The 14,888-nt window shown below is 73.3% G+C and carries 13 protein-coding genes; 9 read left to right on the forward strand and 4 right to left on the reverse strand.

The genetic code is table 11. The annotated features are described in order from the left end of the window. The 3 genes from AC1DQF_RS18560 to AC1DQF_RS18570 form a co-directional block, all read left to right on the forward strand. A partial coding sequence (locus tag AC1DQF_RS18560; protein ID WP_477526709.1) for a hypothetical protein occupies positions 1-358 on the forward strand: 358 nt, incomplete at its 5' end. 77 nt (positions 359-435) lie between these two features. Then, entirely contained in the window at positions 436-1,218 is a 783-nt protein-coding gene (locus AC1DQF_RS18565; protein ID WP_477526710.1) for a response regulator transcription factor, read from the forward strand. Then, positions 1,215-2,627, forward strand: coding sequence for a sensor histidine kinase (locus AC1DQF_RS18570; RefSeq protein WP_477526711.1), 1,413 nt, complete (start codon positions 1,215-1,217; stop codon positions 2,625-2,627). The genes AC1DQF_RS18565 and AC1DQF_RS18570 overlap by 4 nt, the downstream gene beginning before the upstream one ends. 317 nt (positions 2,628-2,944) lie before the next feature. Here AC1DQF_RS18570 and AC1DQF_RS18575 read toward each other — a convergent pair whose 3' ends face one another. Continuing rightward, complete coding sequence (locus AC1DQF_RS18575) at positions 2,945-3,604, reverse strand: TetR/AcrR family transcriptional regulator (RefSeq protein WP_477526712.1); 660 nt, start codon at positions 3,602-3,604, stop codon at positions 2,945-2,947. Positions 3,605-3,654: 50 nt separating this feature from the next. On the opposite strand from AC1DQF_RS18575, the gene AC1DQF_RS18580 reads away from it, so the two are divergent. The 3 genes from AC1DQF_RS18580 to AC1DQF_RS18590 are packed head-to-tail and all read left to right on the forward strand — an operon-like array spanning position 3,655 to position 6,591. Continuing rightward, the gene (locus AC1DQF_RS18580; protein ID WP_477526713.1) at positions 3,655-5,160 is read left to right on the forward strand and encodes a flavin-containing monooxygenase; all 1,506 of its coding nucleotides are present in this window, start codon (positions 3,655-3,657) and stop codon (positions 5,158-5,160) included. Further along, a complete protein-coding gene (locus AC1DQF_RS18585; protein WP_477526714.1) occupies positions 5,157-6,008 on the forward strand; it encodes an SDR family NAD(P)-dependent oxidoreductase in 852 nt (283 codons plus the stop codon). Before AC1DQF_RS18580 ends, AC1DQF_RS18585 begins: the two co-directional genes overlap by 4 nt. A gap of 34 nt (positions 6,009-6,042) precedes the next feature. After that, the gene (locus AC1DQF_RS18590) at positions 6,043-6,591 is read left to right on the forward strand and encodes a DUF402 domain-containing protein (RefSeq protein WP_477526715.1); all 549 of its coding nucleotides are present in this window, start codon (positions 6,043-6,045) and stop codon (positions 6,589-6,591) included. Here the strand turns inward: AC1DQF_RS18590 and AC1DQF_RS18595 are convergent. Beyond that, a complete protein-coding gene (locus AC1DQF_RS18595; protein WP_477526716.1) occupies positions 6,584-8,026 on the reverse strand; it encodes a threonine/serine exporter family protein in 1,443 nt (480 codons plus the stop codon). The genes AC1DQF_RS18590 and AC1DQF_RS18595 overlap by 8 nt on opposite strands. Before the next feature lie 86 nt (positions 8,027-8,112). Here AC1DQF_RS18595 and AC1DQF_RS18600 point away from each other — a divergent pair, with 86 nt between their 5' ends. Beyond that, on the forward strand, positions 8,113-9,246 hold the full coding sequence (locus tag AC1DQF_RS18600; RefSeq protein WP_477526717.1) for a glutamate--cysteine ligase: 1,134 nt from the start codon (positions 8,113-8,115) through the stop codon (positions 9,244-9,246). A 30-nt stretch (positions 9,247-9,276) separates the two neighbouring features. On the opposite strand, the gene AC1DQF_RS18605 is transcribed toward AC1DQF_RS18600, so the two are convergent. After that, positions 9,277-10,386 carry an FUSC family protein gene (locus AC1DQF_RS18605; RefSeq protein ID WP_477526718.1) on the reverse strand — a complete coding sequence of 370 codons (1,110 nt, stop codon included), beginning with the start codon at positions 10,384-10,386 and terminating at the stop codon, positions 9,277-9,279. 151 nt (positions 10,387-10,537) lie between these two features. On the opposite strand from AC1DQF_RS18605, the gene AC1DQF_RS18610 reads away from it, so the two are divergent. Further along, positions 10,538-11,947 carry a WS/DGAT/MGAT family O-acyltransferase gene (locus AC1DQF_RS18610; RefSeq protein ID WP_477526719.1) on the forward strand — a complete coding sequence of 470 codons (1,410 nt, stop codon included), beginning with the start codon at positions 10,538-10,540 and terminating at the stop codon, positions 11,945-11,947. Here AC1DQF_RS18610 and AC1DQF_RS18615 read toward each other — a convergent pair. Beyond that, positions 11,913-13,106, reverse strand: coding sequence for a site-specific DNA-methyltransferase (locus tag AC1DQF_RS18615; protein WP_477526720.1), 1,194 nt, complete (start codon positions 13,104-13,106; stop codon positions 11,913-11,915). The genes AC1DQF_RS18610 and AC1DQF_RS18615 overlap by 35 nt on opposite strands. 67 nt (positions 13,107-13,173) lie before the next feature. Here AC1DQF_RS18615 and AC1DQF_RS18620 point away from each other — a divergent pair, with 67 nt between their 5' ends. Further along, entirely contained in the window at positions 13,174-14,739 is a 1,566-nt protein-coding gene (locus AC1DQF_RS18620; RefSeq protein ID WP_477526721.1) for a CocE/NonD family hydrolase, read from the forward strand. Positions 14,740-14,888 lie beyond the last annotated feature (149 nt).

A 14,888-nucleotide genomic window follows, 5' to 3' on the forward strand; every position in this document is an offset into this window, starting at 1 on the left:
CGTCCCGCCCGCCCACGACCCGGGCCAGGGGCGGTCGTGGCGCGACCGCCTGCGGCGCGGTACGGCGGACGGAGGCAGCCGCACCTTCGGCGTCGGCGCCCTCGTCGCGGGCACGCTCGCGGGCCTCATCATCGGCGGCGTGGCCGGCGGCGCGATCGGCGCGGCGGTCTCGGGCGACGACCACGGCCCCGGTGACCGGTTCGGGCACATGGAGCGCGGCATCCCCGGCGGTCCGGGCGACGACGACCGCGGGTCCTTCGGGCAGGTGCCCGGCCAGCTGCCGCCCGGCGCGGTGCCCGCGCCGCCGACCGACGGTGACGACGACGACGCCCAGCCGGACGACTCCAGCAACTCCTGAGCCCGGGTCCCGGAGTCCGACCCCGGGCACAGGAGGCGCACAGCAGGCTCACAGCAACCGGGGGCAGGATGACCGACATGGAGTTCACCAGGCCCGACGGCGCCCCGGTCCGCGTGCTCGTCGTCGACGACGAGGTCAACATCGCCGAGCTGCTCGCGATGGCCCTGCGCTACGAGGGCTGGGAGGTGCGGATGGCGCACACCGGCCGGACCGCCGTCAGCGAGGCGACCGACATGCGGCCCGACGCCGTCGTGCTCGACATCATGCTGCCGGACTTCGACGGCCTCGAGGTGCTGCGCCGGCTGCGTGCGACGCAGCCCGACGTACCGGTGCTGTTCCTCACCGCCCGCGACGCCGTCGAGGACAGGGTGGCGGGTCTCACCGCGGGCGGCGACGACTACGTGACCAAGCCGTTCTCGCTGGAGGAGGTGGTCGCCCGGCTGCGGGCCCTGATGCGCCGCTCGGGCGCCCAGCAGGCCGCGAGCTCCAACGTGCTGTCGGTCGGTGACCTCACCCTCGACGAGGACAGCCACGAGGTGAGCCGCGGTGGCGTCGAGATCGGCCTGACGGCCACCGAGTTCGAGCTGCTGCGCTTCCTCATGCGCAACCCGCGCCGGGTGCTCAGCAAGGCGCAGATCCTGGACCGCGTCTGGCAGTACGACTTCGGCGGCCAGGCCAACGTCGTCGAGCTCTACGTGTCCTACCTGCGCAAGAAGATCGACGCCGGCCGGGAGCCGATGATCCACACGATGCGCGGCGCCGGCTACGTCCTCAAGCCCGCCCTCCAGGAGTCGGCCGCCCCGGAGTCGGCCGCCCCGGAGTCGGTCACCCCGGGGGCGGCGCAGGAGTCCGCACCGTGAGGACGCTGACCCAGCGACTGGTGGTGACCGCGGTCGCGCTGGTCGCCCTGGTCTCGGTGCTCATCGCGCTGGCGACCACGCTGGCGATGCGCTCCTACCTCGACGACCGCCTCGACGCGGACGTGCGGGCGTCGTTGACCCGGGCGTACGGCGCCCCGCCGCCGGTCTTCGACGAYGACCGCGACGACTCCCGTCGGCACGACGACGGCCCGGGCAGCCTCGGCCAGGGCGTAGGCACCATCAGCGCCACCCTGGACGGCACCGGCGGCAGCGGCATCCTGCTCACCAGCGGCGGCGACGGCGGCCTCGGTGCCCGCGTGTCGCTCGACCAGGACGTCCTMGCCGCTCTCGCCGCCGTCCCCGCCGACGACCGCACCCACGACGTGGACCTCCCGGGGCTGGGGACCTACCGGGTCATCGCCGAGGACCGAGGCGTCACGGCCGTGGCCGGGCTGCCGGCCAACGACGCCCACGACATCCTCGCCTCGCTGGTGCGCTGGGAGGCGCTGCTCACCCTGCTGGGCATCGCCGCGGCGGCGGTCGGGGGCACGATCGTCGTACGCCGCCAGCTGGCGCCGCTGCGCGAGGTCGCCGCCACCGCCCACCGGGTCGCCGAGAAGCCTCTCTCCGAGGGCGAGATCGACCTCTCCGACCGGGTGCCCGAGCGCCTCACGGACGACCGCAACGAGGTCGGGCAGGTGGGCGCCGCCCTCAACTCGCTGCTCGACCATGTCGAGGCGAGCCTGGCCGTCCGGCACCGGAGCGAGCAGCAGGTGCGCCAGTTCGTCGCCGACGCCAGCCACGAGCTGCGCACCCCGCTCGCGACCATCGCCGGCTACACCGAGCTGGCCCGGCGCCAGCCCGACGCGCAGGCCACCGCGCTGGTCAAGGTGGAGGGCGAGGCGGCCCGGATGACCGGGCTGGTCGAGGACCTGCTGCTGCTCGCCCGCCTCGACGCGGGGCGGCCGCTGGTGCGCGAGCCGGTCGACCTCTCCCTGCTGCTGATGGAGGCGGTCAACGACGCCCGCGTCGTCGCGCCCGACCACACGTGGCGGCTCTCGCTGCCCGACGAACCGGTCGAGGTGGTCGGCGACGAGCAGCGCCTGCACCAGGTGGTGACCAACCTGCTGACCAACGCCCGCAAGTACACCCCCGCCGGCACCACGGTCACCGTCACCGCCCGCCCCGACGGCTTCGACGTGCACGACGACGGGCCCGGCTTCTCGCCCGGGGTCGCCGAGCACGCCTTCGAGCGCTTCGTGCGCGGCGACGCGGCCCGGCACCGCGAGGGGGGCGCGGGCCTCGGGCTCGCGCTCGTCCAGGCGATCACCGCCGCGCACGGAGGCACCGTGGCCCTCGACTCGCGCCCCGGCGGCACGACGGTCGCGGTCACCCTGCCGGCGGGCTGACCGGCCGAGCCGCTCGAGGTCGCTGCTCTCGGGCTCCCCCGGCCCAACTGGCGGCGSCCGACACCTTCCTTCGGCATCCCCGACCAAACTGGCGGCGGCCGACACCTACCTGCGGCCTCCCCGACGAAACTGGCGGCGGCCGACACGTCGATCGCGTTCCCGGCTGTCGGGCGCCGCCAGTTGCCGGCGAGGCCCTGTCACGCGCCGCCAGTTTCCGGCCCAGCCCTGTCGCGCGCCGCCAGTTGCCCGCCCGGCGTACGACGACCCGACGGTTCTCGTGGGTTCGCGCACGCTGCAGTGTGCGCGAACCCAGGGAATCACCGGGCGCCCGGTGATTCCGCGACGCCCGGTGATTCCGCGACGCCCGCGACGCCCGCGACGACCCCGACGACCCCGACCAGCGCGGGAAGCGCCCCGACCAGCGCGGCGACGAGCGCCTCGCGGCTCATCGCGGAGGGATCCTGCGCCCAGGTGAGGACGGTCTCCTCGACCAGCGCCGACCAGCCGCGGACCATCAGCCGGGTGGCCGGGTCGTCGCTGAGGTGCTCGCCCATCGAGTCCTCGCGGAAGATCCGGTCGGTCAGCGCCGACCTCGCCTCCTCGTAGATCGAGCGCAGGTCCTCGCTGCCACCGGCCGCGGCCCGGACCAGCGAGCGGTAGCCGGTGAGGTTGGCGAGCACGTAGTCGACGTACACCCCGACCGACGTGGCGAGCCGCTCGAGCGGATCTCCCGACGCGGGCGGTGCGGTCTGCTCGACGAGGCCCTCCACGGCGTGCCGGATCACCGCCTCGCGGAAGTCCTGCTTGCTGCCGAAGTAGTGGTAGAGCAGCCCGCGCGAGACCCCGGCCTCCTCGGCGAGGACGTCGATGGAGATCTCCTCGACCGCCCGGGTGGCGAAGAGCAGGGTCCCGAGGTCGAGGAGCTGGAGGCGGCGCTGGTCCGGGGAGAGCCGGACGCGGGCTGTGGGCGTGCTCACGTCCCCCACCTTATTGACGGATATTCAACAGCGCCAGTACCTTCACAGCCATGACCACCGACAGTCCCCTCCCGACCACGGTCACCCACCTGGTCGTCGGCGCCGGCTTCGCCGGGCTGGGCATGGCGATCAAGCTCGACGAGGCCGGCGAGGCCGACTTCCTGGTCATCGAGAAGGACGCGGACGTCGGCGGCACGTGGCGGGCCAACACCTATCCCGGGGCCGCCTGCGACGTCCCCAGCCAGCTCTACTCCTTCTCCTTCGCGCCCAACCCCGACTGGTCACGCTCGTTCTCCCCGCAGCCGGAGATCCATGCCTACCTGCGCCGTGTCGCCCGCGAGTCCGGCGTGCTCGACCGCTTCGCCTTCGACACGACGCTCGAGGAGGCGCGGTACGACGAGCAGACCCAGCGCTGGGTGGTGCGCACCAGCCGCGGCGAGGTCACCGCCACCACCCTGATCAGCGGGTCGGGCGGGCTCTCGGAGCCGAGGCTGCCCGAGATCGACGGCATCGACGGCTTCCAGGGCGCGATCTTCCACTCCGCGCGGTGGGACCACGACGTCGACCTCACCGGCACGCGGGTCGCCGTCATCGGCACGGGCGCCTCGAGCATCCAGCTGGTGCCGGAGGTGGCGAAGGTGGCGGCGCACGTGGACGTCTACCAGCGCACGGCGCCGTACGTCATCCCGCGCAACGACCGGGCCTACACCCGCCTCGAGCGCTTCCTGTTCCGCCACGTCCCGGCGGTGCAGCGCGCCTACCGGACGGCGACGTACTGGGGTCGCGAGTCCTACGTGCCCGCCTTCGTCCGCGAGCCCCGGCTCGCACTGCCGGCGAAGAAGGCGGCCCTGCTCAACATCGCCCGCGGCATCCCGGACCCCGGGCTGAGGGCCGCGGTGACGCCGCACTACGAGATCGGCTGCAAGCGCATCCTGATCAGCAACAGCTACTACCCCGCCCTGGCGCGCGACCACGTCGACGTCGTCACCGACCCCATCGCCAAGGTCACGGGCGACGCGATCGTCACCGCCGACGGTGTCGAGCGACCCGTCGACGTGCTCGTCGTGGCCACCGGCTTCCACACCACCGAGCAGCCGATCGCCGAGCGCATCCACGGCCGCGGCGGGCGCACCCTCGCGCAGGTGTGGGCGGACAGCGGGATGGCGTCGTACAAGGGCACGACCACGCACGGCTTCCCCAACCTCTTCCAGCTCGTCGGCGCCAACACCGGCCTCGGCCACTCCTCGATGGTGTTCATCATCGAGAGCCAGATCGCCTACGTGCTCGACGCCCTCGCGACCATGAAGGCCCACCGGTACGCCGCCGTGGAGCCGCGCCGTGCCACCCAGGACGCGTGGAACCGCGACCTCCAGCGCCGGATGCGGCGGACCGTGTGGTCGACCGGCGGCTGCGCCAGCTGGTACCTCGACGACCACGGCCGCAACACCACCCTGTGGCCGCGCGCGACGTTCACCTTCCGCTCCCTGCTCTCCCGCTTCGACGTCGACGCCTACGACGTCGAGGCCCCCCGCACCGACGAGAGGATCCCCGCATGAAGAACCCGCTGACCCGTACCTCCAGGACGCTCCGCGACAAGGTGGTCGTCATCACCGGCGCGGGCGGCGGCATGGGCCGCGAGATGGCCGTCCGCGCCGCCGGCCGCGGCGCCCTCCTCGCGCTCTCCGACTGGGACGCCGACGCCCTCGCCGGCACGGTCGACCTTGTCAAGGGCCACGGCGCCGAGGTGCGCAGCGACGTCGTCGACGTCTCCGACCGCGCCGCGATGGCGCAGTGGGCGAGCGACGTCGTCGGCCAGCTCGGCCGCGTCGACGTCCTGGTCAACAACGCCGGCGTCTCGATGTCCGGCGACTTCGAGGACATGTCCTACGAGGAGTTCGACTGGATCCTCGGGGTCAACCTGCACGGCGTGGTCAACGGCACCAAGGAGTTCCTCCCCCACCTCATCGCCTCCGGCGACGGCGTCCTGGTCAACATCTCGTCGCTCTTCGGGCTCATCTCGATGCCGGGCCAGAGCGCCTACAACGCCACCAAGTACGCCGTGCGCGGCTTCACCGAGGCCCTGCGCGAGGAGATGCTCATCAACGGCCACCCGGTCAGCGTCACGTGCGTGCACCCCGGCGGCATCAAGACGGGCATCGCCCGCAACGGCCGCACCACCGCCGGCGAGGACCACGACCGGCTGGCCGCGATGTTCGACACCAAGCTGGCCAAGATGCCCGCCGACAGGGCCGCGCAGATCATCCTCGACGGGGCCCTGGCCGGCCGGGCCCGCGTGCTCGTCGGCGCCGACGCCCACGTCATGCACCACTTCGCCAAGCTCACCGGCTCGCGCTACCAGGACGTCGTCGCCCGGCTCGCGCCGCACGTCACCGGCGACCGGTAGGCACTCCTCGCCCGCACGTTGTAGAAACGGGTCCATGACCCACCCTCCCGGGACCCGCGTCCGCTGCGAGATGACCAAGTGGGGCGGACGCCCCCACTGGGAGTACGACGCGGTCGTCCTCGGCGACGACGAGCACGGACTGTGGCTCGGCTTCGCCGCCGGCACGACCTACCTGCGGCCCGGCACCTCCTACGTCGCCGGCGTGGACCACGTCGGGGTGGTGCCCGCGGGCGGCGCCTGGCACCTGGCGACCTTCTACTCGGGCGAGGGCACCCGCTGGCCGTCCCTCGGGGACTCGGCCGTCGAGGTGTACGTCGACATGACGACGCCGGCGCAGTGGGACGGATCCACGCTGCGCGCCGTCGACCTCGACCTCGACGTGGTGCGCGGCTTCAACGGCACCGTGATCGTCGACGACGAGGACGAGTTCGCCGAGCACCAGGTGGCCTTCGGCTATCCCGCGGACGTCGTCGCCGCCGCTCGGGCGAGCTGCGAGGCGGTGCTGGCGGCCGTGCGCGGCGGCCACGCGCCGTACGACGACAGCCCGCAGCGCTGGCTGGAGGTGCTGGCCGGACTCAGGTGATCCGGTCGGCGCGGGTCTGGCCCTTGCTGCGCGCCCGGAACGGGCCGACCAGGCGCGGGCCGGCCAGCCGGTCCTCGAGCCGGCGCGTCTCGCGCTTGAGCGGCTGCGCGAGGTACTCCCCCAGGATCACCCCGGACGCGAGCGCCACGGCGACCGAGGCGGCGGTCATCATCGCGACGATGCCGTACGACGTCCCGGAGCCGCCGGTGGCCAGCAGCGACAGCCCGCGGTAGATCGACAGCCCGGGCAGCAGCGGCACGATGGCCGACACCGCGACCACCAGGGGCGGCACCCGGACCCGACCCGCGACGGCGTACGCCACGATCCCGATGACGAAGGCGCCGGCCGCGGCCGCCCACGTCTTGCCGAAGCCCGACTGACCCACGACGGAGTAGAGCAACGTCGCGAGCCCCGACGTGCCGGCGATCGGGAGCAGCGCGCGGGGCGGGGCGTACGACGCGAACGCGAACGCCGCCGCACAGACGGCGGCGCCGACGACGCCCACCAGGACGTGGTTGCCCAGCGCCCGGCCGGGGATCAGCTGCCCGAGGTCGATCCCGACCACCTCGGCGAAGGACAGGCCTCCGCTGACCCCGGCGATGATCCCCGCCGTGGCCAGCAGCGCCTCGATGATGCGCGCCCCACTCGTGACGTAGAAGCCGGTCAGGGCGTCCTGGATGGCGCCCATGAAGCCGATCCCGGCGAGCAGCATGACGATGTTGGCGGTCACGACCAGGGACAGGTCGGTGACCACCGGGGTCGCCGCCAGCCCCGCGGCCCACAGCGTCGCGACCGCTCCCCCGGCGACCTGCAGGTAGAAGGTCGGCAGCCGGCGACGCGACAACAGCAGCTGCATACGGTCGATGGAGGCCGCCGAGGCGGCCGCGATGAGCGCGACCAGCCAGTCGCCTCCGAGGAAGACCGCGACGCTGGAGCACATCGCACTCCAGCCGAGGGTGACCGCCCAGCGCGGCCACGGGTGCCCGGTGGACATGATCGTGGCCATCCGGGTCCGAGCGAGGTAGAGGTCGAGGTGGCCGGCCAGGATCTCGTGGACGAGGTGGTCGACCTGGGTGAGGTCCTCGTAGTCGATGTCGCGGTGCTTGACGTTGCGCAGCATCAGCACCGGCGGCTCCGCGGGATCGCGGTGGTAGCTCATCGACAAGGACGTGAAGGTCACGTCGATCTCGGGGTGTCGCAGGCCGAGGTGGTGCGCGACCGACTGCATCGTGGCCGTCACGTCGGCGGCGCCGGCCCCCGACGAGAGCAGCACCTCCCCGATGCGCAGGCACAGGTCGAGGCTGAGGTTGAGCTCCMGGGCGACCTCAGCGGCCTCCTGGGCAGCCTCGGCCTCCTCGGCAGCGGCCGCCACCACGACCGCCTCGACGGCCGCCTCGACGGCCTGCTCGAGCTGGGTGCCGTCCTGGACGGTCATAGGGGTGTCCTCCTCCACGTGCGCCATGGTGGCATCCGGCTCGTGGGGGTGAGGCCGGGGCCTCCCGACATCCCTAGCATGGTGTCGTGCGCCTCGACTTCCACGCCTCGGCCTCCCCCACGCTGGGCGTGGAGTGGGAGTTCGCGCTCGTCGACCAGACGACCCGGGACCTGTCCAACACCGCCGCCGACCTCTTCGCTGCGGCCAGTCCGCGACTCTCGGACCCCGCCCGGCTCCACAAGGAGCTGCTGCGCAACACGGTCGAGATCGTGACCGGCGTGTGCGGCAGCGTGGCCGAGGCGATGGCCGACCTGCGCGCGACCCTGGCGGTGGTGATGCCGGCGGCCGACGAGCTCGGCGTCGACCTCTTCGGTGCCGGCGCGCACCCCTTCGCCGACTGGTCGCACCAGCAGCTCACCGAGGGGCACCGGTACGCCGAGCTCATCAACCGCACCCAGTGGTGGGGTCGACAGATGCTCATCTGGGGCGTGCACGTGCACGTCGGGATGCCCGAGCGCGACCGCGTCATGCCGGTCCTGTCGGCGCTGCTCAACACCTACCCGCACCTGCTCGCGCTCAGCGCCAGCTCGCCGGTCTGGGCGGGCCAGGACACCGGTTACGCCTCCAACCGGGCCCTGATGTTCCAGCAGCTGCCGACCGCGGGGTTGCCCTTCCAGTTCCGCGAGTGGTCCGAGTTCGAGGCGTGCATCGGCGACCAGACGACCACCGGGGTCATCGACTCGATGTCCGACGTGCGCTGGGACGTCCGGCCCGCCCCGCACCTGGGGACCATCGAGAACCGGGTGTGCGACGGCATGTCCGACATCGACGAGCTGGCCGCGCTCACCGCGCTGGTGCACTGCCTCGTCGTCGACCTCGACACCCGCGCCGCCGCCGGCGAGGAGCTGCCCACCATGCCGCCCTGGCACGTGCAGGAGAACAAGTGGCGCGCCGCCCGCTACGGCCTCGACGCGATCGTGATCCTCGACGCCGGCTCCCGCGAGCGGCTGGTCACCGACGACCTGCACGACCTGCTCGAGAAGCTCACGCCCGTGGCCCGTCGCCTGGACTGCGAGGACGAGCTGCGATCGGTGGCCGACGTCGTGCACCGCGGGGCGTCGTACCAGCGCCAGCGTGCGGTCGCCAAGGAGGTCGGCGGCGACCTGACCGCCGTCGTGGACTCGGTCGTCGCCGAGCTGCGGGACTCGCTCGCCCGCTGACGCCCGGGGGGTGGTCCGAGACGGCAGGGGTCAGCGCGGGGGCGGCAGGGCGTCGGTCGACTCCAGCTGTCCCATCCCGGTGAGCATCAGCAGGTCGGCGACCACGGCGCGCAGCTGGGCGAGCACCACCTCCACCGACAGCGCGTCGCTGCGCTCGACCTGGGCGGTGGCCATGCCCACGGCGAGCAGGGCGGGCTGCGCGGCGACCGCCATCCGGTCGGCCCGCAGCTCGTCGGCCACCGCGTCGACCGCGGCCGCCAGCTCGCGCGTCACCATCGGGTACGACGCGGGGAACGGCCGCCGCCGGTACGCCGCGACCGCCACCTGCCGCACCAGCACGCGGGTGCTGCGCAGCGAGCGGTCCAGCGGGTCGACCAGCTCGACCATGCGTCTCAGCCCGCCCTTGTGCCGGACCCGGAACGGACTCGACGCCACCACGTCCAGCCCCTCGTCGGCGGCCGCGCGCAGCTCCTGGATCAGGTAGTCGGTGTCGCGGGCGTCCGCGAGCAGCTCCAGGGCGTGCTCGACCTCACCGTCGACCATGACGTCGGCGGCCGCCCGCAGCAGCGCCGAAACCTTGCGCAGCACCTCGGAGGCCTGCTCCCGGGGGCGGCGCAGCGGCGCGGCCGGCACCACGGTCGCGGCGACCAGCGCGACGCAGCCGCCCACCAGCGCATCGGTCCAGCGCGTGAACGCGGCTCCCGGGTCGGCGATCAGCGTCGTGATGACGATGGACTGCACCGCCGCCTGGGTGACCAGCAGCGGGCCGCCGTCGAGGAGGAAGGCCAGCGACATCGCCAGGGCCACGACGAGCGACACCTGCCACCAGCCCGAGCCGAGCCAGTAGACGAGCAGGTCGCCGAGCATGACCCCCACCGCGACGCCCACCGTCACCTCCGCGACCCGCCGCAGGCGCTGCCCGTACGACGTACCGAGGCTGACCACCGCGGCGATCGGTGCGAAGAACGGGGTCTGGTGGCCCAGCAGGTCGGAGGCGACCAGCCACGCGACGCCGGCGGCCAGCGCGCACTGCGCGATCGCGAACGACTTCGAGCGCAGCCGGGCGACCCGGACGCCCATCGACGTGCGACCGCGGCTCCACATCGCCTCGAGCGGCCCGTCCCCGGGTGCGGCCTCCATGGCGTCATCCTTGCACCGCCGGACGTCTGCGCGCGGCGCGACGGCCCTCGTGGACGGCGCCCGGGACGTGCACCGGAGCGCGCGCTCGTGGACGCTGCTTGTGAAGGCGGGCACAACAGGCGAGGATCGCCCAACCCCAGGAGGTCAACGCGTGGTCAACCCCATCGATCCGACGTCTGCGGCGTTCCTCTACGCCGAGAGCCGCACCCAGCCGATGCACGTCGGCGGGCTCCAGCTCTTCGAGAAGCCCGAGGGGGCGGGGCGCGACTACGCCCGCCAGATGTACACCCAGATGAGCGCCCCCGAGGAGATCGCGCCGCTGTTCCTCAAGCGGCCGCACCGCTCGGTGGGCACGGCCGGCCAGCTGGTCTGGGTCCCCGACGAGCACTTCGACATCGAGCACCACGTGCGCCACAGCGCCCTGCCCCGCCCGGGCCGGGTCCGCGAGCTCCTCGACCTGTCCTCGCGGCTGCACAGCCAGCGCCTCGCGTGGGAGCGGCCGCTGTGGGAGGCGCACATCGTGGAGGGGCTGCGCGACGGCCGGGTCGCGATGTACACCAAGACCCACCACGCGCTCGTCGACGGCGTGTCGGCGATGCGCCTGATGGCGAGCGTCCTGACCACGGACCCGGACAAGCGCAACATGCCGGCCCCGTGGGCGGCCCGCCCGGCCAGCGCCAAGGCGCAGCGGACCCGCGAGGACGCCGAGTCGTCGCTCGCCCGGATGCCGATGAGCGCGCTGCGCTCGGCGTACGGCCTCACCGCCGAGGCCGCGGGACTGCCCTCGGCCCTCGTCAGGACGATCACCCGCGGGCTGCGCAACGAGACCTCCGCCGTGTCCCTCTACGCCCCGCGCACGATGTTCAACCAGTCGATCACCGGGTCGCGGCGCTTCGCCGCCCAGGACTGGCCGATCGAGCGGATGCGGGCGATCGGGCAGGCGACCGGCGCCACGATCAACGACGTGGTGCTGGCCATGTGCAGCGGCGCGCTGCGCGCCTACCTCATCGACCACGACGCCCTGCCCGACACCGGCCTGGTGGCGATGGTGCCGGTCGGGCTCAACGCCAAGCAGTCGCAGGTCGCCTCGGCCGAGGGCGGCAACGCGGTCGGCTCGGTGATGGTGCAGCTGGCCACCGACCTCGACGACCCGGCCGCCCGCCTGGTCGCCATCCACCGCTCGATGCGCGACGGCAAGCAGGCGCTGTCGTCGATGACCCCGACGCAGATCCTGGCCATGAGCGCGATCGGCATGGCGCCGTCGATCCTCACCCCGATGCTGCGGATGCAGGGCATCGTCCGGCCGCCGTTCAACGTCATCATCAGCAACGTGCCGGGGCCGCGCTCGACGCAGTACCTCAACGGCGCCCGCCTGGTCGGGAGCTATCCGCTCTCCATCCCCATCAACGGGATGGCGCTCAACATCACCTGCACGTCGTACGACGGGAAGATGGCCTTCGGGCTCACCGGCTGCCGGCGCACGGTCCCGCACCTGCAGCGGCTGCTCGGGCACCTCGACGACGAGCTCACGGCGCTGGAGGATGCGGCGGGAGCTCGCTGAAGCCACCGCCCAGGCGGGCATCGACGGCCGCGAGCCGGGCCCGGGTGATCGCGGCGACGGTCGGCAGCCCGGCCAGCTGGGCGTTCGAGCCGGGGCGGGTCGGCTCGGGTGAGTTGATGCTCAGGCAGTGCCGGGTGCCGCGGTCCTCGGCGTTGGCCAGGGCCACGGCGTGCCCGGTGGTGCCGCTGCCGGCGAACGGGTCCAGCACGGTGACGTCCGACGGCATCGTGCCCAGGATCCGGCGCACCAGCCCCGTCGGCTTGGGCGACTCGAAGACGTGGCCCACCAGGTCCTTGAGCTCGGCCACGGCGGTGTCGGTCGAGCCGATCTCCTCGCTGAGCCAGATGGTGCGCAGCTTCTTGCGCCGCCCGCCGTCGCGTTGCAGCCAGTCGCGCTGGAAGATGTCGGCGCGCTCGCCGAGCTTGCCCTGGATGGTGCGGCACACCAGGTCGTCGGGGCGCTCGTCGACGAGCGGGGCCGACCATCGCCACACGGCCGGGCGTCCGTCGCCGAAGACGGGCAGCAGCTCCACCGATCCCTCGAACGCGGCGGTGGCGACGCGCCCGCTGGCCGGGTCGCCGTACAACGGGAAGTGCAGGGTGCGCGCGGTGACGGGGTTGAACTTCTTGTTGGTGTTGCGCAGCGGCAGGTGGCGGAAGCGGCGCCCGTCGGGGGCGGTGAGCGGGAAGTCGGCCTCGTCGACGTGCTCGGCACTGCTGGCGTCCACCGCACAGGCGCCGGGGTCGCGGGCGTAGGCGAGGACGTACTCGTGGCTGGTGGCGAAGCCGCGCCCGAGCTGGCGCCCCTTGGGGTTGAGGTTGACCACGACCTGGGCGATGAAGCAGCGCTCGCCGAAGACCTCGTCGAGCAGCAGCCGCAGCCGCGCGGCCTCGTTGTCGTCGATGCTGATGAAGAGCGCACCCCGGTCCGAGAGGACCTCGCGGATGGCCTCCAGCCGGGGGCGCATCATCGCGGCCCACGCCTCGTGGCGGCCGGCGCGGGCGCCGTCCGGGGCGCGGAACCGGTCGACGTACGCGAAGTCGTTGCCGGTGTTGTACGGCGGGTCGGTGTAGACGAGGTCGACGCTGCCCGGCGCCAGGGAGCGCAGCACGTCGAGGTTGTCCCCCTCGACGAAGGTGTTGCAGGGGCGCCCGGTCACGTCGGCACCCTACGAGCCACGAGCGCCTCGGTGCGTGACCTCGCGCCTCCTGGTCAGTTGTCGGGTCATGAGGAAGCTCGCCGCACTCGCCCTGGTCGTCCCGCTGCTCGCCGCCGCGCCGGTCGTCGCTCCCGTGGTCACGCCGGTCGTGGCGCCGTCCGCCGCGGCCGCCGAGTCGCCCGGGGTGAAGGTCGTCGACGACTGCGTGAGGTCGGTCCCGGATCCGGGCTCGAGCACCCCGGTCGAGATCTGCTACTCGCTCTTCAAGCCGGCCGGCGCCTCCCGCCGGCACCCGGTCCCGATGATCTGGCACAGCCACGGCTGGGGCGGGTCGCGGACGACCGACCCCGCGGCGTTCGCGACCTTCCTCGACAGCCGGTACGGCGTGCTGTCCTTCGACCAGCGCGGCTTCGGCGAGTCCGGTGGTCATGCGTACGTCGAGAACCCGGCCGTCGAGGGCAAGGACGTGGCGCGGCTGGTCCGGGTCATGGCCCGGCTGCCGTGGGTCCGCCAGGACGGGCCGGGCGACCCCCGTCTCGGCGCGATCGGTGGCTCCTACGGCGGCGGGTACCAGTTCCTGGCCGCCTTCACGAGCCTCGAGCGCCGCGGCACGCCCGTCCTCGACGCGATGGCTCCGGAGATCACGTGGAACGACCTCAACGAGAGCCTGGCTCCCGAGGGCGTGGTCCGTACCGCGTGGGCGGCGGCCCTCTCCGCCGCGTCCCTGCCCACCGACGCGCTGCCGCCGCGCGTCTACAAGGCGCTGGCCGAGGGGGCCGCGACCGGCACCTGGCCGGACGGCTCGATCCCGGGGACCGAGGACATGCCCACCTTCTTCGCCCAGAACGGTCCGGCCTTCCACGTCGCACAGGGTCGCCGGCTGCCGATCCCGGTGCTCTTCGGCCAGGGCACGACCGACAGCCTCTTCCCGCTCCAGCAGGGCCTGGCCAACTGGAGGACGGCGATCACCCACCAGGCCCGCCGGCACAGCATCTTCGTCGCCTACAACGGCGGGCACGTGCTGCCCGGCGTCCTGCCGCGCGGCATCTCGGTGACCTCCGACCCCTGCTCGGAGCAGCTGGCCGGCGGGACCTTCGAGGCGTTGAGCAAGCGCTTCTTCGACGAGCAGCTCAAGGGTCGGCACACCGGGCTGCGCGGCTACGGCCGGCTCCACCTGGCCACGCCGGCGTCGACCTGCACGACGGTCCGCTCCCCCGCGCCCACCGCGACGCTGCCCGTCGGCACCGTCGCCAGTCCGACCGCGGCCGGTGCCCCGCTCGCCTACGAGATCGCGCCGGGGCCGCTCCGCCTCGCCGGGACTCCTCACCTCACCGGCACCATGACCGCGCTCGGCCTGCACAGCCGCGCCTTCTACGGCCTGGCCGTGGGGACCAGCCCGGCCGACGCGACGCTGGTGCAGAACAACGTGCTCCCGGTGGACGACGCCGCCCCCGTCCTGGGCGAGCCGCGTCGCATCGACCTGCCCTCCGTGGCCGTCGACGTGCCGGCCGGGCAGCGGCTCTACCTGCTGGTGTCGGCGATCAGCGACACCTTCGTGGGCATGGGCAGCCGCGTGCCGGGAGTCATCACGCTCGAAGAAACTCAGGCCCACCTGCCCCTCCAGTCACCCTGATCCCTTTACTGTGGAGCGCGTGCCTGCCTCGAACCGACTGACCGCGGCCGTCTCGGCCGGTGCCCTCGCGTGCGCTCTCGTCGCGGGCGCCACCCCCAGCAGCGCCGACCCGGGCGCCGCCCCGGCGCGCGGCCCGCAGGGGTCCGACG

The organism is Nocardioides sp. P4_G4 (genome assembly GCF_056401085.1).

Coding starts and splice junctions, on each gene's coding strand:
- AC1DQF_RS18565 (WP_477526710.1), top strand. CDS start 436: ATGGAGTTCACCAGGCCCGACGGCGCCCCGGTCCGCGTGCTCGTCGTC.
- AC1DQF_RS18580 (WP_477526713.1), top strand. CDS start 3,655: ATGACCACCGACAGTCCCCTCCCGACCACGGTCACCCACCTGGTCGTC.
- AC1DQF_RS18585 (WP_477526714.1), top strand. CDS start 5,157: ATGAAGAACCCGCTGACCCGTACCTCCAGGACGCTCCGCGACAAGGTG.
- AC1DQF_RS18590 (WP_477526715.1), top strand. CDS start 6,043: ATGACCCACCCTCCCGGGACCCGCGTCCGCTGCGAGATGACCAAGTGG.
- AC1DQF_RS18605 (WP_477526718.1), bottom strand. CDS start 10,386: ATGGAGGCCGCACCCGGGGACGGGCCGCTCGAGGCGATGTGGAGCCGC.
- AC1DQF_RS18620 (WP_477526721.1), top strand. CDS start 13,174: ATGAGGAAGCTCGCCGCACTCGCCCTGGTCGTCCCGCTGCTCGCCGCC.